Source organism: Prosthecobacter sp., assembly GCF_029946185.1.
GTDB lineage: Bacteria > Verrucomicrobiota > Verrucomicrobiia > Verrucomicrobiales > Verrucomicrobiaceae > Prosthecobacter.
The window spans coordinates 31,579-53,999 of sequence record NZ_JAQSEA010000042.1; the positions used below are offsets into that span (position 1 = coordinate 31,579).

The following is a 22,421-nucleotide window of genomic DNA, read 5'->3' on the forward strand; positions in this document are numbered from 1 at the left end:
AATGCCGGACACCACCCCGCCGCCCTCCATTGAAGTCACTGATGTCACCGTGGCTTACACCAACGGTCACATTGCGCTGCGCGATGCCACCTTCACGCTCGGAGCGGGCACCATCTGCGCGCTTGTGGGCGTCAATGGCAGCGGCAAGAGCACGCTGTTCAAGGCCATCATGGGCTTTCTCCGCCCGGCGAAAGGCCATGTGCGAATCGCGGGTGCCACGGTGGAAGCATCGAGAAAGCGTAAACTCGTGGCCTATGTGCCGCAGAGCGAGGAAGTGGACTGGACCTTTCCCGTCAGCGTCTGGGACGTGGTGATGATGGGCCGCTACGGCCACATGAACTTCATGCGCATCCCTGGTGCCGATGACAAGCGCATCGTGCAGGAATGCCTGGAACGCGTAGGCATGGGCGACTTCAAAGACCGCCAGATTGGCGAACTCTCCGGCGGGCAGAAGAAGCGCGTCTTTCTCGCCCGAGCCCTGGCACAGCGCGGTCGCATCATGCTGCTCGACGAACCTTTCACCGGCGTGGACGTGCAAACCGAGTCCGCCATCATCGAACTGCTGCGCGCCCTGCGCGGGGAAGGCCACATCATCCTCGTTTCCACGCATAACCTCGGCAGCGTGCCGGAGTTTTGCGACCAAGTCGTGCTCGTGAACCGCACCGTGCTCGCCTTTGGCCCCACGGATCAAGTTTTCACTGAAGACAATCTCTCCCGCGCCTTCGGCGGTGTCCTGCGGCAGTTCCACTTCGAAAGTTCCACCATTCAGGAAAACGATGGCCGCACGGTGAAACTGCTGACCGATGACGAGCGCCCGCTCGTCTTTGGCAGGGGCGGCCACCTGGAATACACCAACCGTCAGGGGCGCGAAGATCTCGTCAACGAGCGGGCCAAGGAGGCGGGAGAATGAACGATCTCTTCACGCCCTTCCACTACGACTACATGGTGAAGGCCATCATGGTGAGCGGCCTCATCGGCGGCGTGTGTGCGTTTTTGTCCTGCTTCATCACCCTGAAAGGCTGGTCGCTGATGGGCGATGCACTGTCTCATGCTGTCGTCCCTGGCGTTTCACTGGCCTGGCTGCTGGGGCTGCCATTCTCCGTCGGGGCCTTCGTCGCAGGCATTTTGGCCGCATTGAGCATGGGCTGGGTGAAGAATCACTCGCGCCTGCGCGAGGACGCGGTCATCGGCGTGGTCTTCACCAGCTTCTTCGCGCTTGGTCTGCTGCTGCTTTCGCTCTATCCGAGCAATCTTAATCTACGCACGATCATCTTTGGCAACATCCTCGCCATCTCCGATCCCGATATCCTCCAGGTGCTGATCATCTCCGCACTTTCCATTCTGGTGCTGGGTGTGAAGTGGCGCGACCTGCTGCTCTACTGCTTTGATGAAAACCACGCACGCAGCATCGGCCTGAACACTCGCTTCCTGCACTTCCTGCTGCTCGCGCTGCTTTCCGCCACAGCAGTCGCAGCTTTGCAAACCGTGGGCGCCTGCCTTGTCGTGGCCATGCTTGTCACACCGGGCGCCACGGCCTATCTGCTGACGGATCGATTTGGCAAAATGCTCGTCATCGCCACCATCACCGGCACGACTTGCGGCGTGGTGGGTGCCTATGCCAGCTACTTTTTCAACGGCTCCACCGGCGGCTGCATCGTGGTGTTGCAGACACTCGTTTTTCTCGTCGTACTCGTGCTCGCACCGAAGCACGGGGTCCTCGCCGCACGCACCCAGCGCCGTGCCGCCGCTGCCTCATGAACTTCCTCGCCCCCTTTCAATACGGCTTCATGCAGGAGGCGCTGCTCGTCGGTGCACTCGTGGGAGCTACGTGTGCGGTACTGTCCTGCTACCTCGTGCTGAAAGGCTGGTCGCTGATGGGAGATGCGATCTCGCATGCCGTGCTTCCTGGCGTGGTCGGAGCCTACATGCTCGGCCTGCCACTGGCCGTGGGCGCGTTCGCCACAGGTTTGTTCTGCGCTGCAGCCACGGGCTGGATTAAATCCAACACCCGCATCAAGGAAGACACCGTCATGGGCATCGTCTTCACCGGTCTGTTCGCCTTTGGACTCGTGCTCTTTACCAAAGTCGAGACCGAGGCACATCTGAACCACATCCTGTTCGGCAACATCCTCGGCATCGAGCGCGCGGACATGATCCAGACCATCGTGGCTTCCGTGCTGACGCTGGCCATCATCCTGATTTTGCGCAAAGACCTGCTGCTCTTCTGCTTCGATGCGGCGCACGCCCGCGCCATCGGCCTGAACACCACGCTGCTCCACTATCTGCTGCTGGCCCTGCTCGCCGCCACCATCGTCGCCTCGCTTCAAGCCGTCGGCATCATCCTCGTCGTCGCCATGCTCGTCACCCCCGGCTGCACCGCACGACTTTTGACAGACCGCTTCGATCACATGCTCATGATCGCCGCTGGCTCCTCCGTGTTGGCCAGTTGCCTCGGCGTCTATGTCAGCTTCTTCATCAACGGCGCCACCGGTGCCTGCATCGTGCTCGTGCAGTCCACATTATTTGTGTTGGCCTTTGTCTTTGGCCCCAAGCACGGCCTGCTCGCCCGCGCAGCTTTGAATAAGGGCGCTGACAGCAGTCCGCCTTCGACGGTGGTTTGACTTGTCTCTTCACTCCTGATGTGCAACTCGACATCGGTTTAAACTGGCGCTTCAATAATCAGCAAGCGCTTAATCCCTTTGTGGGCGCCTTTTCGTTTGATCGGCGACATCATCCACGGCAGCACCCTCGACGCCCTTCGCCAAAAGGCCACCGTCCCGCTCTTCATCGTGCCCCCCGAAGCGAGTTAAGCCAAGTAATTGAGAGTTTCTACGAAAATACCTTCCATCGAATCCAAACTTCGGTTAAACCGAATTCAAATGGAAGAATGGTATTATAAGCGGTCAGACTCGGAGATTGGTCCCATCAGCGACGCAGAACTTCGTGCCCTGCTGGAGCAGGAGAAGAATGCTGCAGAAATACAAATCCGGCGGAATGCCTCTGAGGAGTGGGTTTCTGCTGCAGCACGGCCAGTCACTCAGGGTCCGCCGTCTGCTCCACCGCCGCTGCCTCCGACCATTCCCAAACAGTCACGTCCACTGGCTTCTGACAGAATCATCGCAGGTCCCACCGGCTGGCTGTGGTTTTCGGCAATGCTGCTGGTGATTGACCTGGTGGTTCTCGGCTTCATGCGGTTTGTATTCGCCATCTACGCCCTGTTCCTGCTCGCCGGCATCACCGGGCTGCCCGACTGGTTCAATCAATGCGTCAATGCCTTCGACAGCCGGATAGGCTGGCCAGTAGCAGCCATGTTTGTGCTGCTCATCCTGTGGCAGGGCTGCGCATTCGGCTCGCTCCTCAGGCTTTACAGTACGAATCTGATTCAGCATGGGCGCGGGTCAGGGTTCTGGTGGATCACGCCCGTGGCGAACCTGTTCATGCCTTTTCAATGTCTTCGCGAAATGCGCTGGGCGTCACAAAAAAAGCGCTCCGCCCCAGAGTCTGACATTTCGGCTGGGGTCGTGGCGTGGCTGATCCAAGCCATGATCATTTTTAACGTTTTAATCGCTATCGCCGACAAACTCGTGGAGCTCGCCAATACGGCAACGCCCGGAGGCGAGGAAGCCACAACATCGACACTCTCCACCACGCTCAACCTCGCCAGCAATTTAGGCGGCCTCACCCAGGCCTGCCTTATAACGGTGTTCGTTGTTCGCAATCTCATTCATCAAATCCGCCTCTTTCGCGGGTGGAACACTCCGGAAGCAGTGCTCTGAAGCCGCCGTCTTTCCATCCGGCCCAAAGCACATTCACCGGCAATCACTGCACCTTATGTCGATTCTTATCGCCACCACAGATTTAGAGGCCTATCCCATCGGGTACACCCTTGGCACATTCATTCCAGCCTTGCTGGTTCTACTCGGATTGATCAAGTGCATGACGCTGCTGCGTCGGCCGACAGTGAATAAAATTGGCGTCGCGTCACTGGCGGCCTGCTTGCTGGCGCTCTTGATCGTGACATTGCTTACGGCGGCTGGAGCCCTCCACCCGGAATTCAAAGCGACGGCCTTGGTTTTGGCACCTTTCTCTGCACTCTTTCTCAGCCTGCTTGCCATCCTGCTGGCCATCATCGGACTGGCGACCCATGAGCGAAGCGTCCACCGGCAGGGGCTGGCGCAGGCCGTTTCGAGCATGATTCTGTCGTTCTTCTTCATGTGCATCAGCATGGTAGGCGTGATCAAGACTTTGATCACCAAGGGGGCCACCCAAGCAGCGCAGCTGGTGAATGTGAACCGGCCGGCATGGGGCTACCGCACCGCGCTGTCCACGACCGAATGGGGCGCCTGGGAGAAGTCTGGAAATGCGCTCTCCGACTTCGCCGCCCTGCGTGACAAGGAAGGGGTGATGATCATTCCCGTCGATGTGGAGCAACCCGTTCCCGACGCCGAAACAGCCGCCGCTGCGTTGCTGAAGCGTCTGGGTATTACGTACCCATCTGACGATGGCTGGCTCGCCAAGCCCTGGCCCTGTGCGTGGGGAGAAGGGCTGGAGATCACCGGCATGCGCAACAGCGAAGGCACCGAATATGAATACATCCTGCGTGTGGCGGTGAAAGGTCACTTGGCCCAGTTGCATTCGGGCTGGTCTGTGAAGCAGACAGGAGACATCAAACTTGTGCGGACCGCGTTGGATTCCATCACCCTTCTGCCGCCCGAATCTCCGCCGCCTGCTCTGCCACCTGCCAAGCTGAACGATTACGGCCTGATCTTGAACGACATCGGCATTGCACTCTACAACCGCGAACAGTACAAGGAAGCTGTGCCATGGTTCAAACGCTCGTTTGATCAAACCTCAAAAGACCCGGCCATCCTCTCCAACGTGGCTGATGCCCTGCGGCAGGCAGGAGAGTCCAAGGCTGCCCTGGACTACCTCAGTCCACGGATCGGGGCATTTCAAAAAAACGCCTCGCTGCATGTGGATCATGCCTGGCTCCTTTCTGACGCCGGTGACTACTCCGCCGCCAACCAGGCCTTTATCAAAGCCGTTGAAACCGGCTACAAAGACGAGGACAAAGCCCTCGAATGGTTCAGGCACCTCAATGAAAAAGATCAGCACCCGCTGGCCACCCAGGCTGCTGAAAAATGGATGACCAAATTTCCCGGGGTCAACTCACGCCGCTGGCATGCACAGACGATCACCAACGGCGGTGACTCCAAACGCGGACTGCAATTGCTGGAAGAACTCTCCGCCGCCTATCCGGATGACCGCCGCGTGCTGTTCGATCTCGGCGAGGCACTCAACGAATTGGACGAGCATGCACGCGCGGCAGACATCGCTGAAAAAATTCTCGCAGACGGCAAGGAAGCCCCGCGTGCACTCATGATCTTGGGCTGGAGTCAGATGGGACGGAAATGGTACCGCGAGGCCAAGGAGACCTTCGAAAGAACCGATAAAAAACAACCGGACAACGACACCGTGCAGGACGCACTGCGCCGTGCCTCCGCCATGCTCGGCCAGGGCAACAACTCCGACATCAAAACCCCCGTCGAAATAGTCGCACTGCCAGAAACCCTGCGGCATGCGCTCGACACCCATCCCATGGAAAAAGACTATGGGGCCAGCCAGCCCACCGTCCTTCTGCTTGCCGCCAAAGGCTATGCCTTCGAGAGCGGCAAACCCTTGCGCCGCACCTTTCACCGCCGCATCCGCATCAACACCACTGAGGGGGCCAATGATCTCAGCAGCATTGAGTTCACTTTCGACCCGCTCAGCGAGCGCATTTTCATCAACCGCGTGGTGGTCCGGGACGGGAACGGCAAAGCCATCGCCACGGCAGCTGGAGACGCTTATGTGATGGACAGCACCACCGGCGGGGCAAGTCATCGCAAGAAACTCCACTTTCAGCTTCCCGGTCTCCGCCCCGGATGCACGGTTGAGTATGAGGTCTCCATCCAAGATTTCGGCAAGACAGAGACTTTTCCATTTGAACGTCACCTCTTTGGAGACTGCGCCGCCGAGATCATCTTCATCACCGGTGACATCGACAAGGTCAAAACCTCCCTCGATCATGCAGACAGCTTGCAGACGGTGAAGGAGAAAAACCTCATCGCGTGGATGGGTTTCAACCAGCCCTACGACCGTGAAGAGCCAATGAATGGATTTTACGAGGATCGTGTCCCCGGTGTGTTTCTGAGTGGTGATAATGGAACGTGGGCAAAGATCGGTGAGGATTACCTCAAGGACATCGCAGACCGCCTCAAACCCGATGCCCAGACCGGGGAGCTGGCAGCCAAACTCACGGCCGGCATGAAAACCGACCAGGAAAAAATAGCCGCCCTCGCAGGTCATGTGCAGAAGCATGTCAGCTATACGGCCATTGAGTTTGGCACTCGCGCACGCCGGCCAAATCCTGCCGCACAGACCCTCCAGCAGCAGTACGGAGACTGCAAAGACCAGGCTTTGCTCATGCACCAGCTGCTCCAGGCAGCCGGCATTGAAAGCCACCTGGCACTCGTCAACAGCAACTGGCGCATTCAGCCATCGCTGCCCAGCATGGATCAGTTCAACCACATGGTCGTGCATGTCCCCGCCCTCGGCTCAGACTGGCTCATTGACACCACGGATAAAAATCTCCCGCCGGCCCTCTGGCATGCCGACAGCCTCTGGCACACGCATGCACTCATCTTGCAGGCCGGGCATGTGCGCCTCAATGCCCCCCATGCCGAACCTGCAACGGACAGCTCGCGAGTTGACAGCCGCCGCATCGTCAGACCTGAGGACGATGGCTGGCATGTGGAAGAAACCCTTACCTTGGATGGCTACTACGCTGCATGGATGCGCAACGCTTTTGCCGGCTTGGATGCCACTGCGCAGTTGCGCAAGGTGCAGGGCATGCTGGCGACCACAGCCCGCGTCCGTGTTCATGAATTCTCCTTTGCCAATCTCGGAGACATCGCACAACCCGCCTTGGTGACCGTGAGCTACGACGTGCTCGGCCGTCTTTATTCCGAGGGTGACCTTCAGCGTGCCGCGCTGCCCGCATTGTGGGAAAACGAATACCTCTCCACCTCCTTTGTGAAAAACCGTCACAATCCTTTCCTGGTGCGCTACCCCTTTCACTTTCGTTCAGAGGTCGTGATTCAACATGTTCCGCAGATCTCTTCCACCTCACTTCAGGGATTGAACCAGTCCCGCGCAGGCACCTTCAGCCACTGGAACCTCGCCACGACCCAGGACCAGACCGATACGGTCGCCCGCTTCGAATTCACCTCTAACACCGGGATGCATCCCGCAGCCAGTTACGCCCAGTGGCACGAGGAATGGAACGCCGCGCTCAAAGCCTGGGATCATTCTTTGGTATGGAAAGCGGTGAGTCCGAAGTGACTCGTTGACGCTGACGCAAGCCCCGCAGTAATCCGCCCTGCAGCCGCCCCCGGTACTGCGGAGTGACTGCATTCGGTATTCGACATTCGTCATTCGTCATTCAAAATCCTCCCTTTCCCCAGCCCCTTTTATCCTTCCATGCGCATCCTTTCCGGCCTTCAACCCAGCGGCAGACTCCACATCGGCAATTTCTTTGGCATGATGGAGCCTGCACTCAAGCTGCAGCATGAAGGCGACGCCTACTACTTCATCGCCGACTACCACTCCCTCACCTCCGTTCAGGACGGCAAGACGCTGCGTGGCTTCGTCCGCGAACTCGCCATCGACTTCCTCGCCTGCGGTCTTGATCCGGACAAATGCGTCTTCTTCCGTCAAAGCGACGTCCCAGAGCACTGCGAGCTCTCCTGGATCCTCAGCACCGTGACCCCCATGGGCCTGCTGGAGCGCTGTCACAGCTACAAAGACAAAATCGCCAACGGCATCAGTCCTTCCCACGGCCTCTTTGCCTATCCTGTGCTCATGGCGGCGGACATTCTGATCTATGAGAGCGATATCGTACCCGTCGGCAGAGATCAGAAGCAGCATGTCGAAGTCACCCGCGACATCGCCATCAAGATGAATGAAACTTTTGGCGCAGGCCTCTTCAAGCTGCCGCAGCCGCGCATCCAGGAAACGACGGCGGTCGTCCTCGGTCTCGATGGTCGGAAGATGAGCAAGAGCTACAACAACACCATCCCGTTGTTTGAAGAACCCGGGCCGCTCAAAAAGAAGATCATGAGCATCCAGACCGACTCCACGCCGGTCGAAGCTCCCAAATCAATCGAAGGCAGCAGCATCCTGGCCCTCTACAAGCTCGTGGCCTCACAGGCAGACTACGACGCCATGGTGGCAGACCACCTCAACGGAGGCGTCGGTTACGGCGACTTCAAAAAGCGCCTTCTGCAAGGCGTGACCGACTACTTCGCCCCCTTCCGCGCCCGTCGTAACGAAATCGTCGCCGACCAAGGCTACGTGGACAAAGTCCTCGCTGAAGGGGCTGAGAAAGCCCGCGCCGTCGCGCGCAAGACACTCAGCCGTGTGCGCGATGCGGTGGGCCTGGGTTGATCCCTCCTATCGTCTCTTCTTCGGCTGCTGCGACGCACGCTTGTGGCCGTGTCCCGGCTTGCGCGGCGGTGCGGCTGGCCGTTTGGGATCGCGACTCTGTGGCCCACGCCGATTCGGTCGTTCCGAATCTTCCGAACGCGTTGGCTTGCCTCGCTGCGGCACAGGCATGAAATCCACCTGCTTCTTGATGCTGTCCACCTTGTAGATCTGCACGACGACATTGTCCCCGATGCTGATGACTTTGCGTGTATGACGCCCCGTGATCTGACGCGTGGAGGGATCAAAGATATAGAAGTCATCCTGGATCGCGGAAAGCGGCACGCCACCGCTGAGGCCGAGATCCGGCACATCAACGAAGAAGCCGAAGTTCCGCACATCAGTGACGAGCGCGACATAAGGCTGCGGCTTTTTCGAAACAAGCTGCGCTCTCAGGTAGGCGTAGAGTTTGACCTCCTTGCTGTCGCGTTCGGCATCAGACGAGTTCTTTTCAGTCGTGCTGATGTGATCCGCGATCTGCTTGGCGGTGCCCACCTGCAGCTCGACCTTGTCAAACAAGGAGCGATGCACCACGAGATCAGCGTAACGACGGATCGGTGACGTGAAATGCGTGTACTTCGTCTTGGCAAGGCCGTAATGGCCGAGTGGCTCCACGGCATAACGCGCCCGCATCATCGAGCGCAGGAAGCCGATCTTCAACGCCGGGCCAATCGGCAGCGTGCCAAGCAGGCTGAGCAACTTCTGCACCTCAGGGCGATGCGTGAGATTGCCACAGGCCACGCGATGGCTCAGCACGTCTTCACGGTAATCATTGAGCCGCTTTTCCTTCGGTGATTCGTGGACGCGGTACACGGAAGGCCGGTCCAGGCCCATGAGGCGGCCTGCGACGGCCTCATTGGCCAGCAGCATGTATTCCTCGATCAACTGATGCGAGACATCATTCTCAATGCGCTCGATTCGCAGCACCTTGCCGTGTTCATCGAGGCGGATTTTGTTCTCCGGGAAATCCAGATCGAGCGAGCCATTCTTGAAGCGCAGGCGGCGGACCTTCTGCGCCATCGCATGCGCATCGTGCAGCATCTGCTCGGTTTCATTGTTCGGCGGCACCTGGATGGCAGCAAACGCCTCCTTATAGGTGAAGCGCCGCTTCGAGCGGATCACAGAAGGATAGAACTTCGAGCTGACCACATGCCCATCCTTGGACAGCACAAACTCCACACACTTCGTCAGACGATCCACGTTCGGCTTGAGCGAGCAAAGCTCATTGCTCAGCGCCTCCGGCAGCATCGGAATCACGCGATCCACGAGGTAAGTCGAGTTGCCGCGCTTCCTGGCTTCGATATCCAGCGCACTGCCCGGCAGCACATAGTGTGACACATCGGCAATGTGAACCCACAGCAGCCACTGGTCACCCTGCTTCTGCAGGCAGATGGCATCATCAAAGTCCTTGGCATCATCCGGATCAATCGTGATGACGTTGTGCGCACGGCAGTCAACTCGTCCGGCACACTCCTTCGCGCTCGGCTGGTTGTCGGGCCGTGATTTGGCAATCGTTTGGGCCTCATGCAGCACGTTCTTCGGAAAGTGCAGCGGCAGATCGTAATGACGCAGCACGGAGAGCATGTCCACACCCTCCTCATCCGGCGGCCCCAGCACCTCGATGATCTCGCCCTCGGGCGCCGTCTGCTTGGAGTCCCACTGCGTGATTTCCACCACCACTTTGTCGCCCACGTTGGGCTTGCGGCCCACGTCACGCGGTTCCGAAACATAGATCGCCCCCGGCAGACGCGGATCATCCGGCGTCACATGCAGAAACTGCTTCGAACGCTGCAAGGTGCCCACAAACTGCGTGCGCTTGCGTTCCAGCACGCGCACCACGCTGCCGATCTTGTCCTGCTGCCCCGGCCTGACATCGAGGCGTACCAACACGCGGTCGCCATGCATTGCCGTGCCCGTGTTGCTCTCCGAGATGCCGATTTCAGGGATGCCCGCTTCATCGGGCTGCACAAAGCCACGGCCACCGCGCGTGATCTGAATCACTCCAGGGACCAGATCGGCCTCCTTCGCCACGATGTAGCGATTGCCCTTGGTGCGTACGATTTTCCCCTGTTTCTCCAGGATTTTGAGCTGGCTTTGCAGCACCTGCTGTTGATTGGGCTTCATGCCCAGTTGTGAAAGCAGCTCTGGCACGTTTGAGGGGATGTATTCCTCACTGCCAAGCAGCTTCAATATTTTCATTTCCATCCGCCATCATGGCACTAAAGATGCAAATGACGAGCAATTCGTCATGGAGAGCCCGGTGGCAGCCTAAATTCGCGATTCAATTGCACCTTCAGGTGCCGCATCACCGCTTCCAAATCCTCCCGCACGGCGACCAGCTCCGGTTCCAGCGCTTGATTGACCGGAGTGGAAGCAACCCGCTCATAGCGTTCCACCAGCGCCTGACCGTCCTCACGCAGTCCGCATTGCTCGATCAATCCGCGCACCTTTTCCACCAGTTCACGAGTCTCGATGATCGTCGCCATCGCCTCAGCCTCAGCGGTATCGCCACTTTCCAGCCGCCCCAGCTGCTGACAGTTGAACAGGCGGCACCGCACCGGCCGCTTCTCATACACCGTGCAGCGTTTCTCCCGCAGCCCGGTGCATGGTTGTTCCATGTAATACTCACCGTCCCGGCAGCGGATTTTCAACCCCAGCTTACCCAGTTCCGCCGGCACATCCCCCGACTGCATCCGCACGATCTGAAACATCGTCCCGTCACAGCACATTCCACACGCCGTGCACAGGCGCGTTGCTGCTGAGGAAAATTCTTCCGAGGTCATTCCTAAGTGTTAAATGCTTTTCACTCATCAAATCAACCCTCGCTATAGCCAAACAACCGCAGCCCGGCACGCTCTTTGAGCGCTTCTACACCGCGTGATACGAATCGCTGCGTGGTGGCCCCTTGTCGAAATGCCGATCTGCCCGGATTCTCGAAGAAACCCGACGCTGCTCACACTGCTTTCGCCGCCTGCTCCAGCACCTGCAAAGTGCCCCTCACATTCAGTTCCAGATCGAGCGGCAGCCGTGTGGTGAAGGGCCCGGCGCTTCCTCGCGCTCTCCAGTGATTGACGCACCTGCCCAGCGACGCCAGATCAGCGGGATCCTTCAGAACATGGCCGTTGATGCCGGGCTCGATCAATTCGCTGGCACCATTGAATCTCGTCGTCACCACCGGAATGCCGCTGGCCAGCGCCTCGCTCACCACATTGGAGCAGGGTTCATAAATGGGCAGGAATGTGAGCACATCAGCAGCGGCGTAGGCAGCCTCCACATCGCTCAGCGGCCCCGTCAGAATGACGTTCGGCGGAATCTTGCCGCGCATGCGATCCCGTGTGACTACAAGCAGTTTGAGGCGCGGATCATCACTGCGCCCTGCCATGAACTTCAGCAGCCAGGGCAGCCCCTTGCGCTCCCAGCCGGAGCCGACGAAGACCAGCACGAAATCGTTGTCTTCCAGTCCAAAGCGTTGGCGCGCTGCCACTCTCGATACGTTCTTGAAACGCTGCACATCCACCCCGTTGCGAATCGTATGCACGCGCTCCTGCGGAAAGGCGGGGAAATGCTGCAAGATCTCGCCTCGCACCATTTCAGAGTTCACAATGATGCGCTGCGTGTTTGCCGGATCAAACGTGCGCGCCTCCAGCGCCAGCATGTTGCGATGAAACGCCCCCAGTCCCACCAGCGGCCGCTTCCACCAGGGCGCAAACTGCCTGCGCCTCTGCAGCCACACCCGGTGCAGGCCATCGCCCGCGCGATAGACATCCTGCTTCAGCGTGCGCTCCAGGCTGAAAACGCAATCAAATCTCTCATGCTGCAAAGCAGCGTTCACACCCTCCGCAAAACGCAGCGGACGCTCCGCGCGCGATCCTGCTACATCGACACTGTGAAACTGCACGCCAGCGGCCTGCCCCTGCCATTTTTCCGCAAACAGATGCGTCTCATGCCCCGCCGCGGTCAATGCCCCCAGCAGCCGCTGCACATACAGTTCCGCGCCACCCGTGGCGGAAAACTGACGGCGGATGAGGGCAAGTTTCATGCAATTATCGCAAGCGGGACGCTTGCACTACGACTGCTTGGACCGCCACTGCTCAAAGCTCTCCTTCGGCGTGCGAAAGACCGCACCACAACGCGGGCACGTGATCTGCGCCACGCCATCGGCAAAGATGTGGTCCAGATCATCCTGCGGCAGGCGCATGATGATGGGCAGCAGGCGCTCGATGGAGCAGCCGCATTCAAACACATAGCCTCGTGTTTCCAGCAGGGTCAGATGCTCCGCCGTTTCGAGTGCAAGCACCTGCTCCAGCGTGAGTTCGGACAGCCATGCCTCATCGCAATCCGGCTCTGCCGAGATTTGCACAAACTCTTCATCCTCCAGGCGGAAGAAGCGCGTGAGCCGCTGCTCGCTGGTGGTGTAAAACGTTTCCACCGCCTTCAACATATCGTCGCCGAAAAACTCGATCATGCTCTGCCGCGGCGCCTGATCCGGACGCGTCGTTTGCGCGATGAACATCGCCTCGCCCTCCTCGCGCACATCTTCGGTAAAAACCCGGCCCGCCACCCGCCCAGGGCGCGAGCTCCCAGTGACAAACACATTTGCCCGCTGCGGCTCCTTGACGTGGATCGTCCACGCGCAGCTTTCATCCTGCGGTCGTGAGCCGAGATGCAGCGCCAGCGCGGCCAGCGCATCCTTGAGCATCTGGTCCAGCGGCTCTGCATTCTGCAGGCCATGCTGCATCAGGTGCAGGTAGTAATCGAGATAGAGTGGACTGAAGCGCCCGCGCACCAGCAGCGCATTGCGCTTCCGCACGAAGTAGGAGCGGAGGTCCACCACGGAAAGATCCGGTTCAAGCATCTGACTCATGTACTGCTTATCTCACCGGATGAATGGCCGCGCAAGTGGCGCAGGCGTCACCTCCCCGCCATGCCGCGAAATTTTTGCCGGTAGGCGCTCGGGGTGGTCTCCATCACCTCGCGGAAGCGCCGGTTGAAGTTCGCCAGATTGCGATAACCGCAGTCCATCGCGATGTCCGTGATGTTTGACACATCCTCCGCCAGCATGCCGCAGGCACGGCCAATGCGCACCTCGTTCACATACTGCGGCACGGTCTTGCCTGTGCGTGAATGGAAGAAGCGGCTGAACGCACCCAGACTGAGGTGCGCCAGCTTTGCCAGACGCTCACGATCAATTTCCTCGGTCAGATGCGTGTGAATGAAGTCGATCACCCGCTCCATCCGCCCTTGGTCGGCAGACTCCAGCTTGGGCTCGAAGTTGGAGCTGGCCAGCGCCTTCAGATCATCTGCCCCGGCCAGCGCATTGAGCACCGCCAGCAGTTCAATCACCCGTGCCAGACCTTCGCTGCCAGCGAGACGCTTCATGTGCTCCGTCACCACCGCACGGGCGGCACCGCGCACCTCCAGCCCACGCGCCGCACGCTGCAGCAGCCGCCTCACCAGCTCCATCTCCGGCAGCGCCATGAAATCACGCCCCAGGAAATCCTCATCAAAACGCACGATGATGGCATTCACCCGCCGCGACTTCGCGCTCGTGTCCTGATGCCAGACATGCGGCAGATTGGCTCCAATCAGCACGATGTCTCCATCTGTAAGCGCACTGATATTATCCCCCACCACCCGGTGCCCGCGACTCTCTATCGCCAGCGTCAGCTGGAATTCCGGATGAAAATGCCACCGCGTCCCATAGTCCAACGCACGTACCGTCTCACAGTGGAAGGACTCCCACTGACGCTTGGGGACTTTCTCGAAAACGGGCTTCATAGGGGCTAGTTGCTGGATTCTCGATGTTGGATGCTGGATCCAGAATGTCTATTTTGAGGATCGGTGGCCTTGTCGGACAGCTTGGATGAAGAGATTTAGCTTTTTGCCGAGGTGTGTGAGGTTTTCGTGGAGACTGGCATAGAGTGTTTCATCCGTGAGGGTGCCAGTTTCGCGCAGAGTGTCCAGATGATCAATGGTTTCGTCATTTGATGCCAGGGCGTAGGTCAAGCGTAGCACAAAATCCTGTTTGTACTCACGCCTACCATAGCCTTCCACGATGGTGGAGCGAACCGACTTCGATGAACGACGAATCTGCGAACCTTGTTCATACAACTCAAACTTTGGGAGCGTATTCAAAGTCATGGTGTGGATTTCAATCGAGGATTGCTTAGCTAACTGCCAGATGTCGAGATTTTGATAGCTCATATAACCACCCATTTTCAGACATCCAGCATCCAACATCGAGAATCCAGCAACTAGACGTCGTCGTCCTTGTCGTTGTCGCCGGCTTTCCGGCCGCGCAGCTTGGCTTCCATGAAGGCATCTAGGTCACCGTCCATGACGGCCTGCACACTGCTGGTCTTTTCGCCCGTGCGGTGATCTTTGACCATCTGGTAGGGCTGGAAAACGTAGCTGCGAATCTGGCTGCCCCAGCCGATGTCGCTCTTCTCGCCATACTGGCGGTCGATCTCAGCCTGACGCTTGTCTTCTTCGATCTGGTAGAGCTTCGCCTTGAGCATCGCCATCGCTTTGGCACGGTTTTTCGGCTGGCTGCGTTCGATCTGGCAGGCCACAATCACGCCACTGGGAAGATGCGTAAGTCGCACGGCCGTTTCCACCTTGTTCACGTTCTGCCCGCCTTTGCCGCCCGCACGGTAGGTGTCCACGCGCAGATCTTCATCGCGCACGATAATGTCGATCTCCTCTTCGGAGTCAGGCGTCACGTCAATCGAGGCAAAACTCGTATGGCGCTTCTTCGCCGCATCAAACGGCGAGATGCGTACGAGGCGGTGCACGCCGCGCTCAGTTTGCAGGAAACCAAAAGCGTTTTCTCCGATGATTTCGAGCGTCGCGGAGCGCGTGCCCACGTCATCACCCGCTTCATGGTCGATAAGCTCGACCTTGTACCCACGGCGCTGGCACCAGCGCTGATACATGCGCATCAGCATGTCCGCCCAGTCACAGGCCTCCGTGCCACCGGCTCCGGAATGGATGGTGATAAAAGCATTGCCACTGTCAAACGGCCCGCTGAGAAGCTGGCTCAGCTCAAAGGTGGAGACATCCTTTTCGAGCGTCCTGTGCTCCTGCTCAACCTCACGCCACGTATCCGTGTCGCCCGCTTCTTTGGCCAGCTCGATGAGCCCGTCAAAGTCGCCAGCACGACCTTCCAGATCCTGCAAAGGTCCTATTTTCTTTTTGATGACATTCGTGCGGTCGATCGTCTTGCGCGCCGCATTCGCGTCATCCCAGAAGCCAGGGGCCGCCAGGCGGTCCTCCAGCATGGCCAGTTCGTCTTTTAGTTTCGGGACGTCAAAGATACCTCCGGAGCTCACTCAACCTTGCCTTGAGGGCAGTAGTGTCGAGAGATTGGAGGTCGGTAAGGATGGTCTTGCTGGTCTTTTCCATGCAGCGTAGATAAAGGCTTGGCGTGCCGAGTTCAACGCCTTTTGTCATCATGGAAAAAACCGAGGCCATCCTCATCGGACGCACGCGCTACGCGGAGAGCAGCCTCATTGTACAATGGTGCTCGCCGGAGGTCGGCCTGTTCAAAACGATGGCCAAGGGATCACTGCGGCCCAAATCACCGCACTACGGCGTGCTGGACCTGTTCGTTTCCGCCGAGTTGAGCTTCGTCCGCAGCAAATCAAGCGACCTGCACACCCTCGCCGAGGCCCGCTGGACCAATCCGCGCCTCGGCCTGCGTGAAAGCTACGGCCGCGTGCTCGCCGCCACCTACCTCGTCAAGCTCATTACCCTCGTCGCCGAAACCGACTCTCCCATCCCCGAGATTCACGAACTCCTCGTCAAAGCCCTCGACTACCTCGCCGCGAAAGATCCCGTCCCCGCTCTGATCACCCGCTTCGAGCAGCGCCTCGCCGAAATGCTCGGCATCATCCCCGAAGGCGAAACCGGCATGGCCGCCGCGGCCATCGAAGACAGCTTCCACCGCAAACTCCCCGTGCAGCGACGACAACTGGCGGACTGGATGTCCAAAAAGTAGCGACTACTTCAGCGCAGCCTCAATCGCAGTCATCAGCTCCGGCGAATCCGGCCCCACATCCGAGCCGAAGTGCTTCAGTACCTTGCCATCCTTGCCGATGAGGAATTTTTCAAAGTTCCAGCCCACTTCGCCACCCGCAGCAGATTGCAGCGCAGCGTACAGCGGGTGCTTGGCATCCCCCTTGATCGCCACCTTGGCAAACATGGGAAAAGTCACCTTGTAGTTGAGCGAGCAGAAAGTCTTGATCTCCGCCTCGCTGCCTGGCTCCTGTCCGCCAAAATCGTTGCAGGGAAAACCAAGCACCATCAGCCCCTTCCCACTCATCTTTTCATGCAGCGCCTGCAAGCCGGCATACTGAGGTGTGTACCCGCACTCGGAGGCCACATTCACAATCAGCAGCACCTTGCCCGCATAGGCCTTGAGCGTGGTTTCTTTCCCGTCGATGTCCTTGACCGCAATATCTTGAACGTGGGTGTCAGCAGCGAAAGCCATGGAGGTCATGAGGAGGGAAAGGAGCAGGGTTTTCATGTGGAAAAATGAACGCGGCAACTGCCGTCTTGGTTTCACCTCATTCCACCATGCTCAGAAAGATGTCCTCAAGCCGCCGCCCACGCTTTTCGTGATCCCGACGCAGTTCCTCCAGCGTGCCCAGTGCAATGAGCTTGCCGTGATGAATGATGCCAATACGATCAGCGAGCTCTTCAGCGATGTTCAGCAAGTGCGTGCTCATCAGCACCGTGGTCCCCGCCTGGCTGCGTTCCTTGATCTCCCGCTTCACCGTGCGGGCATGGATGGGGTCCAGCCCCACCATCGGCTCGTCAATGACAAAAACCTTCGGGTCATGCAGCAGCGCACTGGCGATGGCGAGGCGCTGCCGCGTGCCGTGGCTGAGGTTTTCAATGCGCTGCCGTGAGTACTCGTGCAGGGCAAATTTAGTAAACAGTGCGTTGGTCTGCGCCGTCGCATGATCCAGATCCATCTCAAACAGCTCGGCAATGAATTCCATGAACTCCACCGGCGTAAGCTTCTCATAAAACACCGCCACATCCGGCACATACCCGAGCAATGACTTGGCCTGCATGGATTCCAGTTGCACGTCGTGCCCGCACAGCCTCACACGTCCGGCATCCGGCTTCATCAGACCCGTGAGCAGCTTCATCGCAGTGGTCTTACCGGCACCATTCGGCCCCAGGAAGGCAAACAGTTCGCCCGGTTGGATGGTGAGATTCAAGCCATCCAGCGCCCGCAGTTCGCCATAGTTCATCGTGAGGTCTTCAATCTCGATCATGCTTCAAAAGGGTTCAAATCAATGCGCCGCGTCCTGCAGTCCGTGGATGGTGGGCTCCAGCAGCACGTAGTCGTCTGGAAGGTCAATGCGCGCAAGCTCACCCGCTTCAGTGAAGATCATTTTGACCTCGTACATTCCCATGATCGGCAGCGTGAGCACAAAGCACTTCCGCTGCCTGCCCGCGAGCATCATCATGCCCTCCCGCGCCTGCAGCTTCATCGCATCCTTGTTCTCCGGCTGTGTGCTTGTTTTTGGGAAGCTTGCACCCATCAGCGAGAGCATGGCCAGCGCACTGTTCTGACCGCCCCCCATGCCCATGAGCAGCTTCACATCCTCGGAATTCATCACCACACGCTCCCCCTCCTTCACCAGGACTTCAGGCGCTGATTGCGTTTCGTTCCATGACAGGCGCATGCTCGCATCACGCTGTGGAAAACTGGCTTTGATGGCTAGGTTTTGCCAGCGCTCACCATCGGCCAGTGTGCAGCCGAGCCTCCAACTGGCCACAATGCTTCGCGCTTCGTCGTCCGGAGCCACCTCCTCCACTGCCCCATGGCCGATCAATTCATACACCGTCTGATGATCCTGCTTGATGCGACGATTGACCTGAAGGTTCGCGTGACCGATTTTTTCGCTCTGATGGTAGAGATGCAGCGTGCAGCCGAAGGTTTCCGACTGCCGCAAAAACAAATCCATCACCATGCGCGGCGGCACAATGGCAAATCGTGAAGCTTCGGGGAAATAGATGTCACGAACCAGCAGTCCGGACATCACCGCCCAGAAAATCACCGCCAACATTGCCGCCACACGCCAGATCATGGTTAAATAGTAGTCAGGAAACGACAGTGGTGGCAAGCACCTCGACACGGCACTGCAAAAAAACTCGCCAGCACAGCCTGCATTTGCCACGATGCGCAGCATGCGCCTGCTGCTTGCCCTCCTCCTCACCTCCCTCACTCTTTCCGCCGCTGATCAGCGCCCGCCCAATGTGGTGCTCATTTTGGTCGATGATCTTGGCTACGCCGACCTCGGCTGCTTCGGCGCGGAGAAGATCAAGACGCCCCACATGGACCGCATGGCGGCAGAGGGAATGAAGTTCACGAATTTCTACGTAGCGCAGGCAGTCTGCAGCGCCTCACGCGCGGCCCTGCTGACCGGATGCTACGCCAACCGCGTCGGCATGCAGGGTGCCTTAAACCACACCAGCAAAGAGGGCCTCCATCCCGATGAATGGCTGCTACCGGAAATGTGCAAGGCGCAGGGCTATGCAACCGCCGCCTTCGGCAAATGGCACCTCGGCACCGATCTGCTGTTCAATCCCCTGCGCAATGGCTTCGATGAATTTCTTGGCATTCCCTATTCAAACGACAACAGCAAATACCACCCCTCCCTGGCGCAGGAGATGCCACCCCTGCCCTTTTACGACGGCTTGAAAGTCATCGAAACCGATCCCGATCAAAGCCAGTTCACCCACCGCTTCACGGAAAGAGCGACCACCTTCATCGAGATGCACAAGGATCAGCCCTTCTTCATCTACGTCCCCCATGTGATGCCCCATGTGCCCATCTTTGCCTCCCACGCCTTTCGCGGCCAGTCCAGCGCCGGACTCTATGGCGATGTCGTGCAGGAGATCGACTGGTCCGTGGGCCAGATCCTCGACACGATCAAGCGCTGCGGTATTGATCAAAACACACTTGTCATCCTCTTCTCCGACAACGGCCCCTTCCTCAGCTACGGCAATCACGCCGGCAGCGCCAAACCCCTGCGCGAGGGCAAACTGACCACCTTCGATGGCGGCGTCCGCAGCCCCTTCATCGCCCGCTGGCCCGGCCATGTGCCCGCCACCCAGGTCTGCGATGAACCCGTGATGGAAATCGACCTCCTTCCAACCATTGCCCGCTTGATCGGCGGAAAACTCTCCGAGCGCAAAATCGACGGCAAAGACATCCTCGATCTTCTGGAAGGAAAGCCGGGCGCCAAATCACCGCATAAGTCCCTGGTGTTCTACGGCGGCGATGAACTTCAGGCCATCCGCAGCGGCCCATGGAAGCTGCACTTCCCCCATCCCTACATCACCGTGGACGGTGAACCCGGCCGCGATGGCAAACCGTCACGCTTTGGCCAGATGAAACCCAAGGCCATCACCCAGAGCGGCATCGCAGGCATCGCCTCACGCCATGGCTACCGTGTGGAAAACATCGGCCTGTCATTGTTCAATCTCAATGACGACCCCGGTGAAACACACAATCTCGCCAAAGAACATCCCGAGATCGTCGAGCAGCTCCAAAAGCTCGCCGAACCCACCCGCAAAGAACTCGGCGACACCCTCCTAAAAATCAAAGGCACGGAAAACCGCCCCCTGGGAATGGCCCCCTGAATATTCGCGCCAGCGTCCCCGGACAGCGGCGCTTCAGCGCCGCTTTCGAGCGTCCCTCGCTCCCCGCAAGCACCTCAGCGCCCCGCCCGCTCCTTCGCAATCACCTCGCGAATACGTTCCATCCGATTCGCAGGATTAGGATGCGAACTCATGAAGTCAGATCCGCTCCCCCCACCGCTCGCCTCGGCCAAAATCTCCATCACACCGATGAGAGCCTCGGGATTGTAGCCCGCCTGCATCATGAACCGCACGCCCAGCGCGTCAGATTCCGATTCGTCATCACGGCTGAACTTCATCACCCGCCATTGCGCCACCATGTTGCCAATCTGCGCACCCGAGTTGTTGTTCCCGTCGGAAAACAGCACGCCAATCCCCTGCGCCAGACCACCCCATAGCTTGGAATTCGCCATCTGCTCATTCGAGTGGCGGCCCACCACGTGCCCCATCTCATGGCCCAGCACACCCGCCAGTTGATCTTCAGATTTCAGGCGGCGAAACAGCGCCTCGGTGATAAAAATCTGCCCACCGGGTAGCGCAAAGGCGTTCACAGTTTCGCTGTCAGCCAGCAGATGAAATTTAAACTGATACGAGGTCTCCTTGGCTGCTGTGGATGCGATCAAACGCGCCCCGACCCGCTCAACCATCGCCCGCCCCTTGGCATCACGCGAGAGCCCACCGCTCTCCCGGATCATCTGCGGCGCGGATTGCAGCCCCAGCGCAATCTCCTCCTCCGGTGTTGCCAGCGCCAGTGTCTGTTCCCGACCCGTGAAGTCGTTGTGGTAGGGCGTGGTGGATATCCAGTGGTAAAGCAATGAACCCCCGATGATCAGCAGCCCCATGATGATGCGTGGGTTGATGCCCGAGCCGCTGCGCCCGCGATCATTCCCAAAAACGGATTTGCGACTGGAATTCAAGAGCCGGTGAAGCGTGGAGATCATGGGTCGTTTTATACTGCATGGAAAAATCTTGAGCCAGCAGGTATTTTGCGGCATTGCAGATCATGTCGTTGTTTCAGGAGAATGATCAGTCCGTGGATTGGGGCCGCAAAGGCTCGCAGGCAGTCGTAACGCTGGCATGTCTGTTTGTCGTACTGACCGGCATGAAGGTCGCCGCCAATGTGCTGGTGCCTATCGTGTACGCATTCTTCCTCGCAGTGCTCAGCTACCCGATGGTGCGCTGGATGCGCCGTCACAAGGTTCCTGCCGGCCTGGCACTGGGCATCACCATGCTGATCAATTTGGGCGTCCTTGCAGGCATGATCACCGTCGGCGTGCGTTTGCTCATCAGCTTCTGGAGAGATCTGCCGCATTACTTGCGCGGCCTCGAAAGGTATTCAAACGACCTCGGAGCCTGGCTCGAACTCAAGGGCGTGGCTGACGCCAAATCCATGCTGGGCGGTGTCTTCGACTGGAATACCCTCATTGGCTACGCCACCAAGCAGGATGTGGTGAGTAACCTCCCGGGATTGCTGGGCACCACCTTCGGCACTCTGGCCACTTTTCTCGCCAGCCTGATCATGATCATCATCGTCATGATGTTCATCCTCATGGAAGCCCATGGCACCCAGAGCCGGCTGCATGCCGTGCATCTCTCCGGTGGCCCGGATCTCACCGGCCTCATGCGCAGCGCGGACGACATCCAGAAATACCTCGGCGTCAAAACCCTCATCAGCGCCCTTACCGGCCTGCTCGCAGGCTTCTGGTGCTGGTTCTTCGACCTCCACTACCCGCTGCTGTGGGCGCTCCTGGCGTTCTTGTTCAACTACATCCCCGCCGTGGGCAGCACCGCCGCCTGCGTGCCTGCCATTGTGGAAGCTCTCGTGCAGCACGGTCCCGGCACCGCCATCTTTGTCGCCATCGGCTACGGCGGCATCAATTTCTTCCTCGATAACTTCGTGCAGCCCACCATGCTCGGCAATCGCTTCGGCATCTCACCACTCGTCGTGATTCTCTCCGTCATCTTCTGGGGCTGGCTCTGGGGCCCCCTGGGCATGTTCCTCGCCGTACCGCTCACCATGGTCCTCAAAGTGCTGCTCGACAACAACGCCGAATTCAAGTGGATCTCCGTCGCCATGTCCAAAAAGAAAGTGCGCCACGGTGAAGTGGAAGTCGCAGGCTATGACCTGCACCTAAACGATGACGTCACGATCGGCAGCGGCGCGAGCACAGAAACACCGGGGCGCGAGAAGTAAACGCAATGAGAGAAAGCATCTCAAAAAGGATGCCTCTTGACCG

The 22,421-nt window shown here is 58.8% G+C and carries 20 protein-coding genes; 9 read left to right on the plus strand and 11 right to left on the minus strand.

Annotated elements, in window-relative coordinates:
• The first annotated feature begins 1 nt into the window (after window position 1).
• The 6 genes from PSV43_RS02315 to trpS all read left to right on the plus strand — a co-directional run bounded on the left by PSV43_RS02315 (window position 2) and on the right by trpS (window position 8,487).
• Window positions 2-910, plus strand: coding sequence for a manganese/iron ABC transporter ATP-binding protein (locus tag PSV43_RS02315; protein ID WP_300193305.1), 909 nt, complete (start codon window positions 2-4; stop codon window positions 908-910).
• Window positions 907-1,758: a metal ABC transporter permease gene (locus PSV43_RS02320; protein ID WP_300193307.1), complete on the plus strand. Its 852-nt coding sequence runs from the start codon at window positions 907-909 to the stop codon at window positions 1,756-1,758. Before PSV43_RS02315 ends, PSV43_RS02320 begins: the two co-directional genes overlap by 4 nt.
• Window positions 1,755-2,621, plus strand: coding sequence for a metal ABC transporter permease (locus PSV43_RS02325; RefSeq protein WP_300193309.1), 867 nt, complete (start codon window positions 1,755-1,757; stop codon window positions 2,619-2,621). Before PSV43_RS02320 ends, PSV43_RS02325 begins: the two co-directional genes overlap by 4 nt.
• A gap of 531 nt (window positions 2,622-3,152) precedes the next feature.
• Window positions 3,153-3,776, plus strand: a complete 624-nt coding sequence (locus PSV43_RS02330; protein ID WP_300193312.1) for a hypothetical protein — start codon at window positions 3,153-3,155, stop codon at window positions 3,774-3,776.
• 55 nt (window positions 3,777-3,831) lie between these two features.
• Window positions 3,832-7,383 carry a DUF3857 domain-containing protein gene (locus PSV43_RS02335; RefSeq protein WP_300193314.1) on the plus strand — a complete coding sequence of 1,184 codons (3,552 nt, stop codon included), beginning with the start codon at window positions 3,832-3,834 and terminating at the stop codon, window positions 7,381-7,383.
• 138 nt (window positions 7,384-7,521) lie between these two features.
• On the plus strand, window positions 7,522-8,487 hold the full coding sequence (gene trpS, locus PSV43_RS02340) for a tryptophan--tRNA ligase (protein WP_300193316.1): 966 nt from the start codon (window positions 7,522-7,524) through the stop codon (window positions 8,485-8,487).
• 6 nt (window positions 8,488-8,493) lie between these two features.
• Here trpS and rnr read toward each other — a convergent pair whose 3' ends face one another.
• The 7 genes from rnr to prfB form a co-directional block, all read right to left on the minus strand.
• Complete coding sequence (gene rnr / locus PSV43_RS02345; protein ID WP_300193318.1) at window positions 8,494-10,722, minus strand: ribonuclease R; 2,229 nt, start codon at window positions 10,720-10,722, stop codon at window positions 8,494-8,496.
• Between the two features lie 47 nt (window positions 10,723-10,769).
• Window positions 10,770-11,306 (minus strand): YkgJ family cysteine cluster protein, encoded by a 537-nt coding sequence (locus PSV43_RS02350; RefSeq protein ID WP_300193321.1) that lies wholly within the window; start codon window positions 11,304-11,306, stop codon window positions 10,770-10,772.
• A 170-nt stretch (window positions 11,307-11,476) separates the two neighbouring features.
• A complete protein-coding gene (locus PSV43_RS02355; protein WP_300193323.1) occupies window positions 11,477-12,562 on the minus strand; it encodes a glycosyltransferase family 4 protein in 1,086 nt (361 codons plus the stop codon).
• Between the two features lie 27 nt (window positions 12,563-12,589).
• Window positions 12,590-13,387 carry an Hsp33 family molecular chaperone HslO gene (locus PSV43_RS02360; protein ID WP_300193326.1) on the minus strand — a complete coding sequence of 266 codons (798 nt, stop codon included), beginning with the start codon at window positions 13,385-13,387 and terminating at the stop codon, window positions 12,590-12,592.
• 47 nt (window positions 13,388-13,434) lie between these two features.
• Window positions 13,435-14,301 carry an AraC family transcriptional regulator gene (locus PSV43_RS02365; protein WP_300193329.1) on the minus strand — a complete coding sequence of 289 codons (867 nt, stop codon included), beginning with the start codon at window positions 14,299-14,301 and terminating at the stop codon, window positions 13,435-13,437.
• Window positions 14,302-14,349: 48 nt separating this feature from the next.
• The gene (locus tag PSV43_RS02370) at window positions 14,350-14,763 is read right to left on the minus strand and encodes a four helix bundle protein (RefSeq protein ID WP_345784644.1); all 414 of its coding nucleotides are present in this window, start codon (window positions 14,761-14,763) and stop codon (window positions 14,350-14,352) included.
• A gap of 14 nt (window positions 14,764-14,777) precedes the next feature.
• Window positions 14,778-15,927 (minus strand): peptide chain release factor 2 gene (gene prfB / locus PSV43_RS02375; protein ID WP_300193396.1). Its coding sequence is split into 2 segments (ribosomal slippage): window positions 14,778-15,839 and window positions 15,841-15,927, totalling 1,149 coding nucleotides; the frame shifts between segments, so codons are not numbered across the junction.
• A gap of 49 nt (window positions 15,928-15,976) precedes the next feature.
• Between prfB and recO the strand changes: the two genes are divergently transcribed.
• Entirely contained in the window at window positions 15,977-16,522 is a 546-nt protein-coding gene (gene recO / locus PSV43_RS02380; RefSeq protein ID WP_300193335.1) for a DNA repair protein RecO, read from the plus strand.
• A 3-nt stretch (window positions 16,523-16,525) separates the two neighbouring features.
• Here recO and PSV43_RS02385 read toward each other — a convergent pair whose 3' ends face one another.
• Genes PSV43_RS02385 through PSV43_RS02395 form a run of 3 tightly spaced genes read right to left on the minus strand, consistent with a single transcriptional unit; the run spans window position 16,526 to window position 18,629 of the window.
• Window positions 16,526-17,050, minus strand: a complete 525-nt coding sequence (locus PSV43_RS02385; protein ID WP_300193339.1) for a glutathione peroxidase — start codon at window positions 17,048-17,050, stop codon at window positions 16,526-16,528.
• Window positions 17,051-17,090: 40 nt separating this feature from the next.
• Window positions 17,091-17,810, minus strand: coding sequence for an ABC transporter ATP-binding protein (locus PSV43_RS02390; RefSeq protein ID WP_300193342.1), 720 nt, complete (start codon window positions 17,808-17,810; stop codon window positions 17,091-17,093).
• 18 nt (window positions 17,811-17,828) lie between these two features.
• Entirely contained in the window at window positions 17,829-18,629 is an 801-nt protein-coding gene (locus PSV43_RS02395) for a hypothetical protein (protein WP_300193345.1), read from the minus strand.
• A gap of 100 nt (window positions 18,630-18,729) precedes the next feature.
• Between PSV43_RS02395 and PSV43_RS02400 the strand changes: the two genes are divergently transcribed.
• Window positions 18,730-20,187, plus strand: coding sequence for a sulfatase (locus PSV43_RS02400; protein ID WP_300193348.1), 1,458 nt, complete (start codon window positions 18,730-18,732; stop codon window positions 20,185-20,187).
• Window positions 20,188-20,261: 74 nt separating this feature from the next.
• Here PSV43_RS02400 and PSV43_RS02405 read toward each other — a convergent pair whose 3' ends face one another.
• A complete protein-coding gene (locus tag PSV43_RS02405; RefSeq protein ID WP_300193351.1) occupies window positions 20,262-21,125 on the minus strand; it encodes a M48 family metallopeptidase in 864 nt (287 codons plus the stop codon).
• A gap of 62 nt (window positions 21,126-21,187) precedes the next feature.
• Here PSV43_RS02405 and PSV43_RS02410 point away from each other — a divergent pair, with 62 nt between their 5' ends.
• Window positions 21,188-22,378, plus strand: a complete 1,191-nt coding sequence (locus PSV43_RS02410; protein ID WP_300193355.1) for an AI-2E family transporter — start codon at window positions 21,188-21,190, stop codon at window positions 22,376-22,378.
• Window positions 22,379-22,421 lie beyond the last annotated feature (43 nt).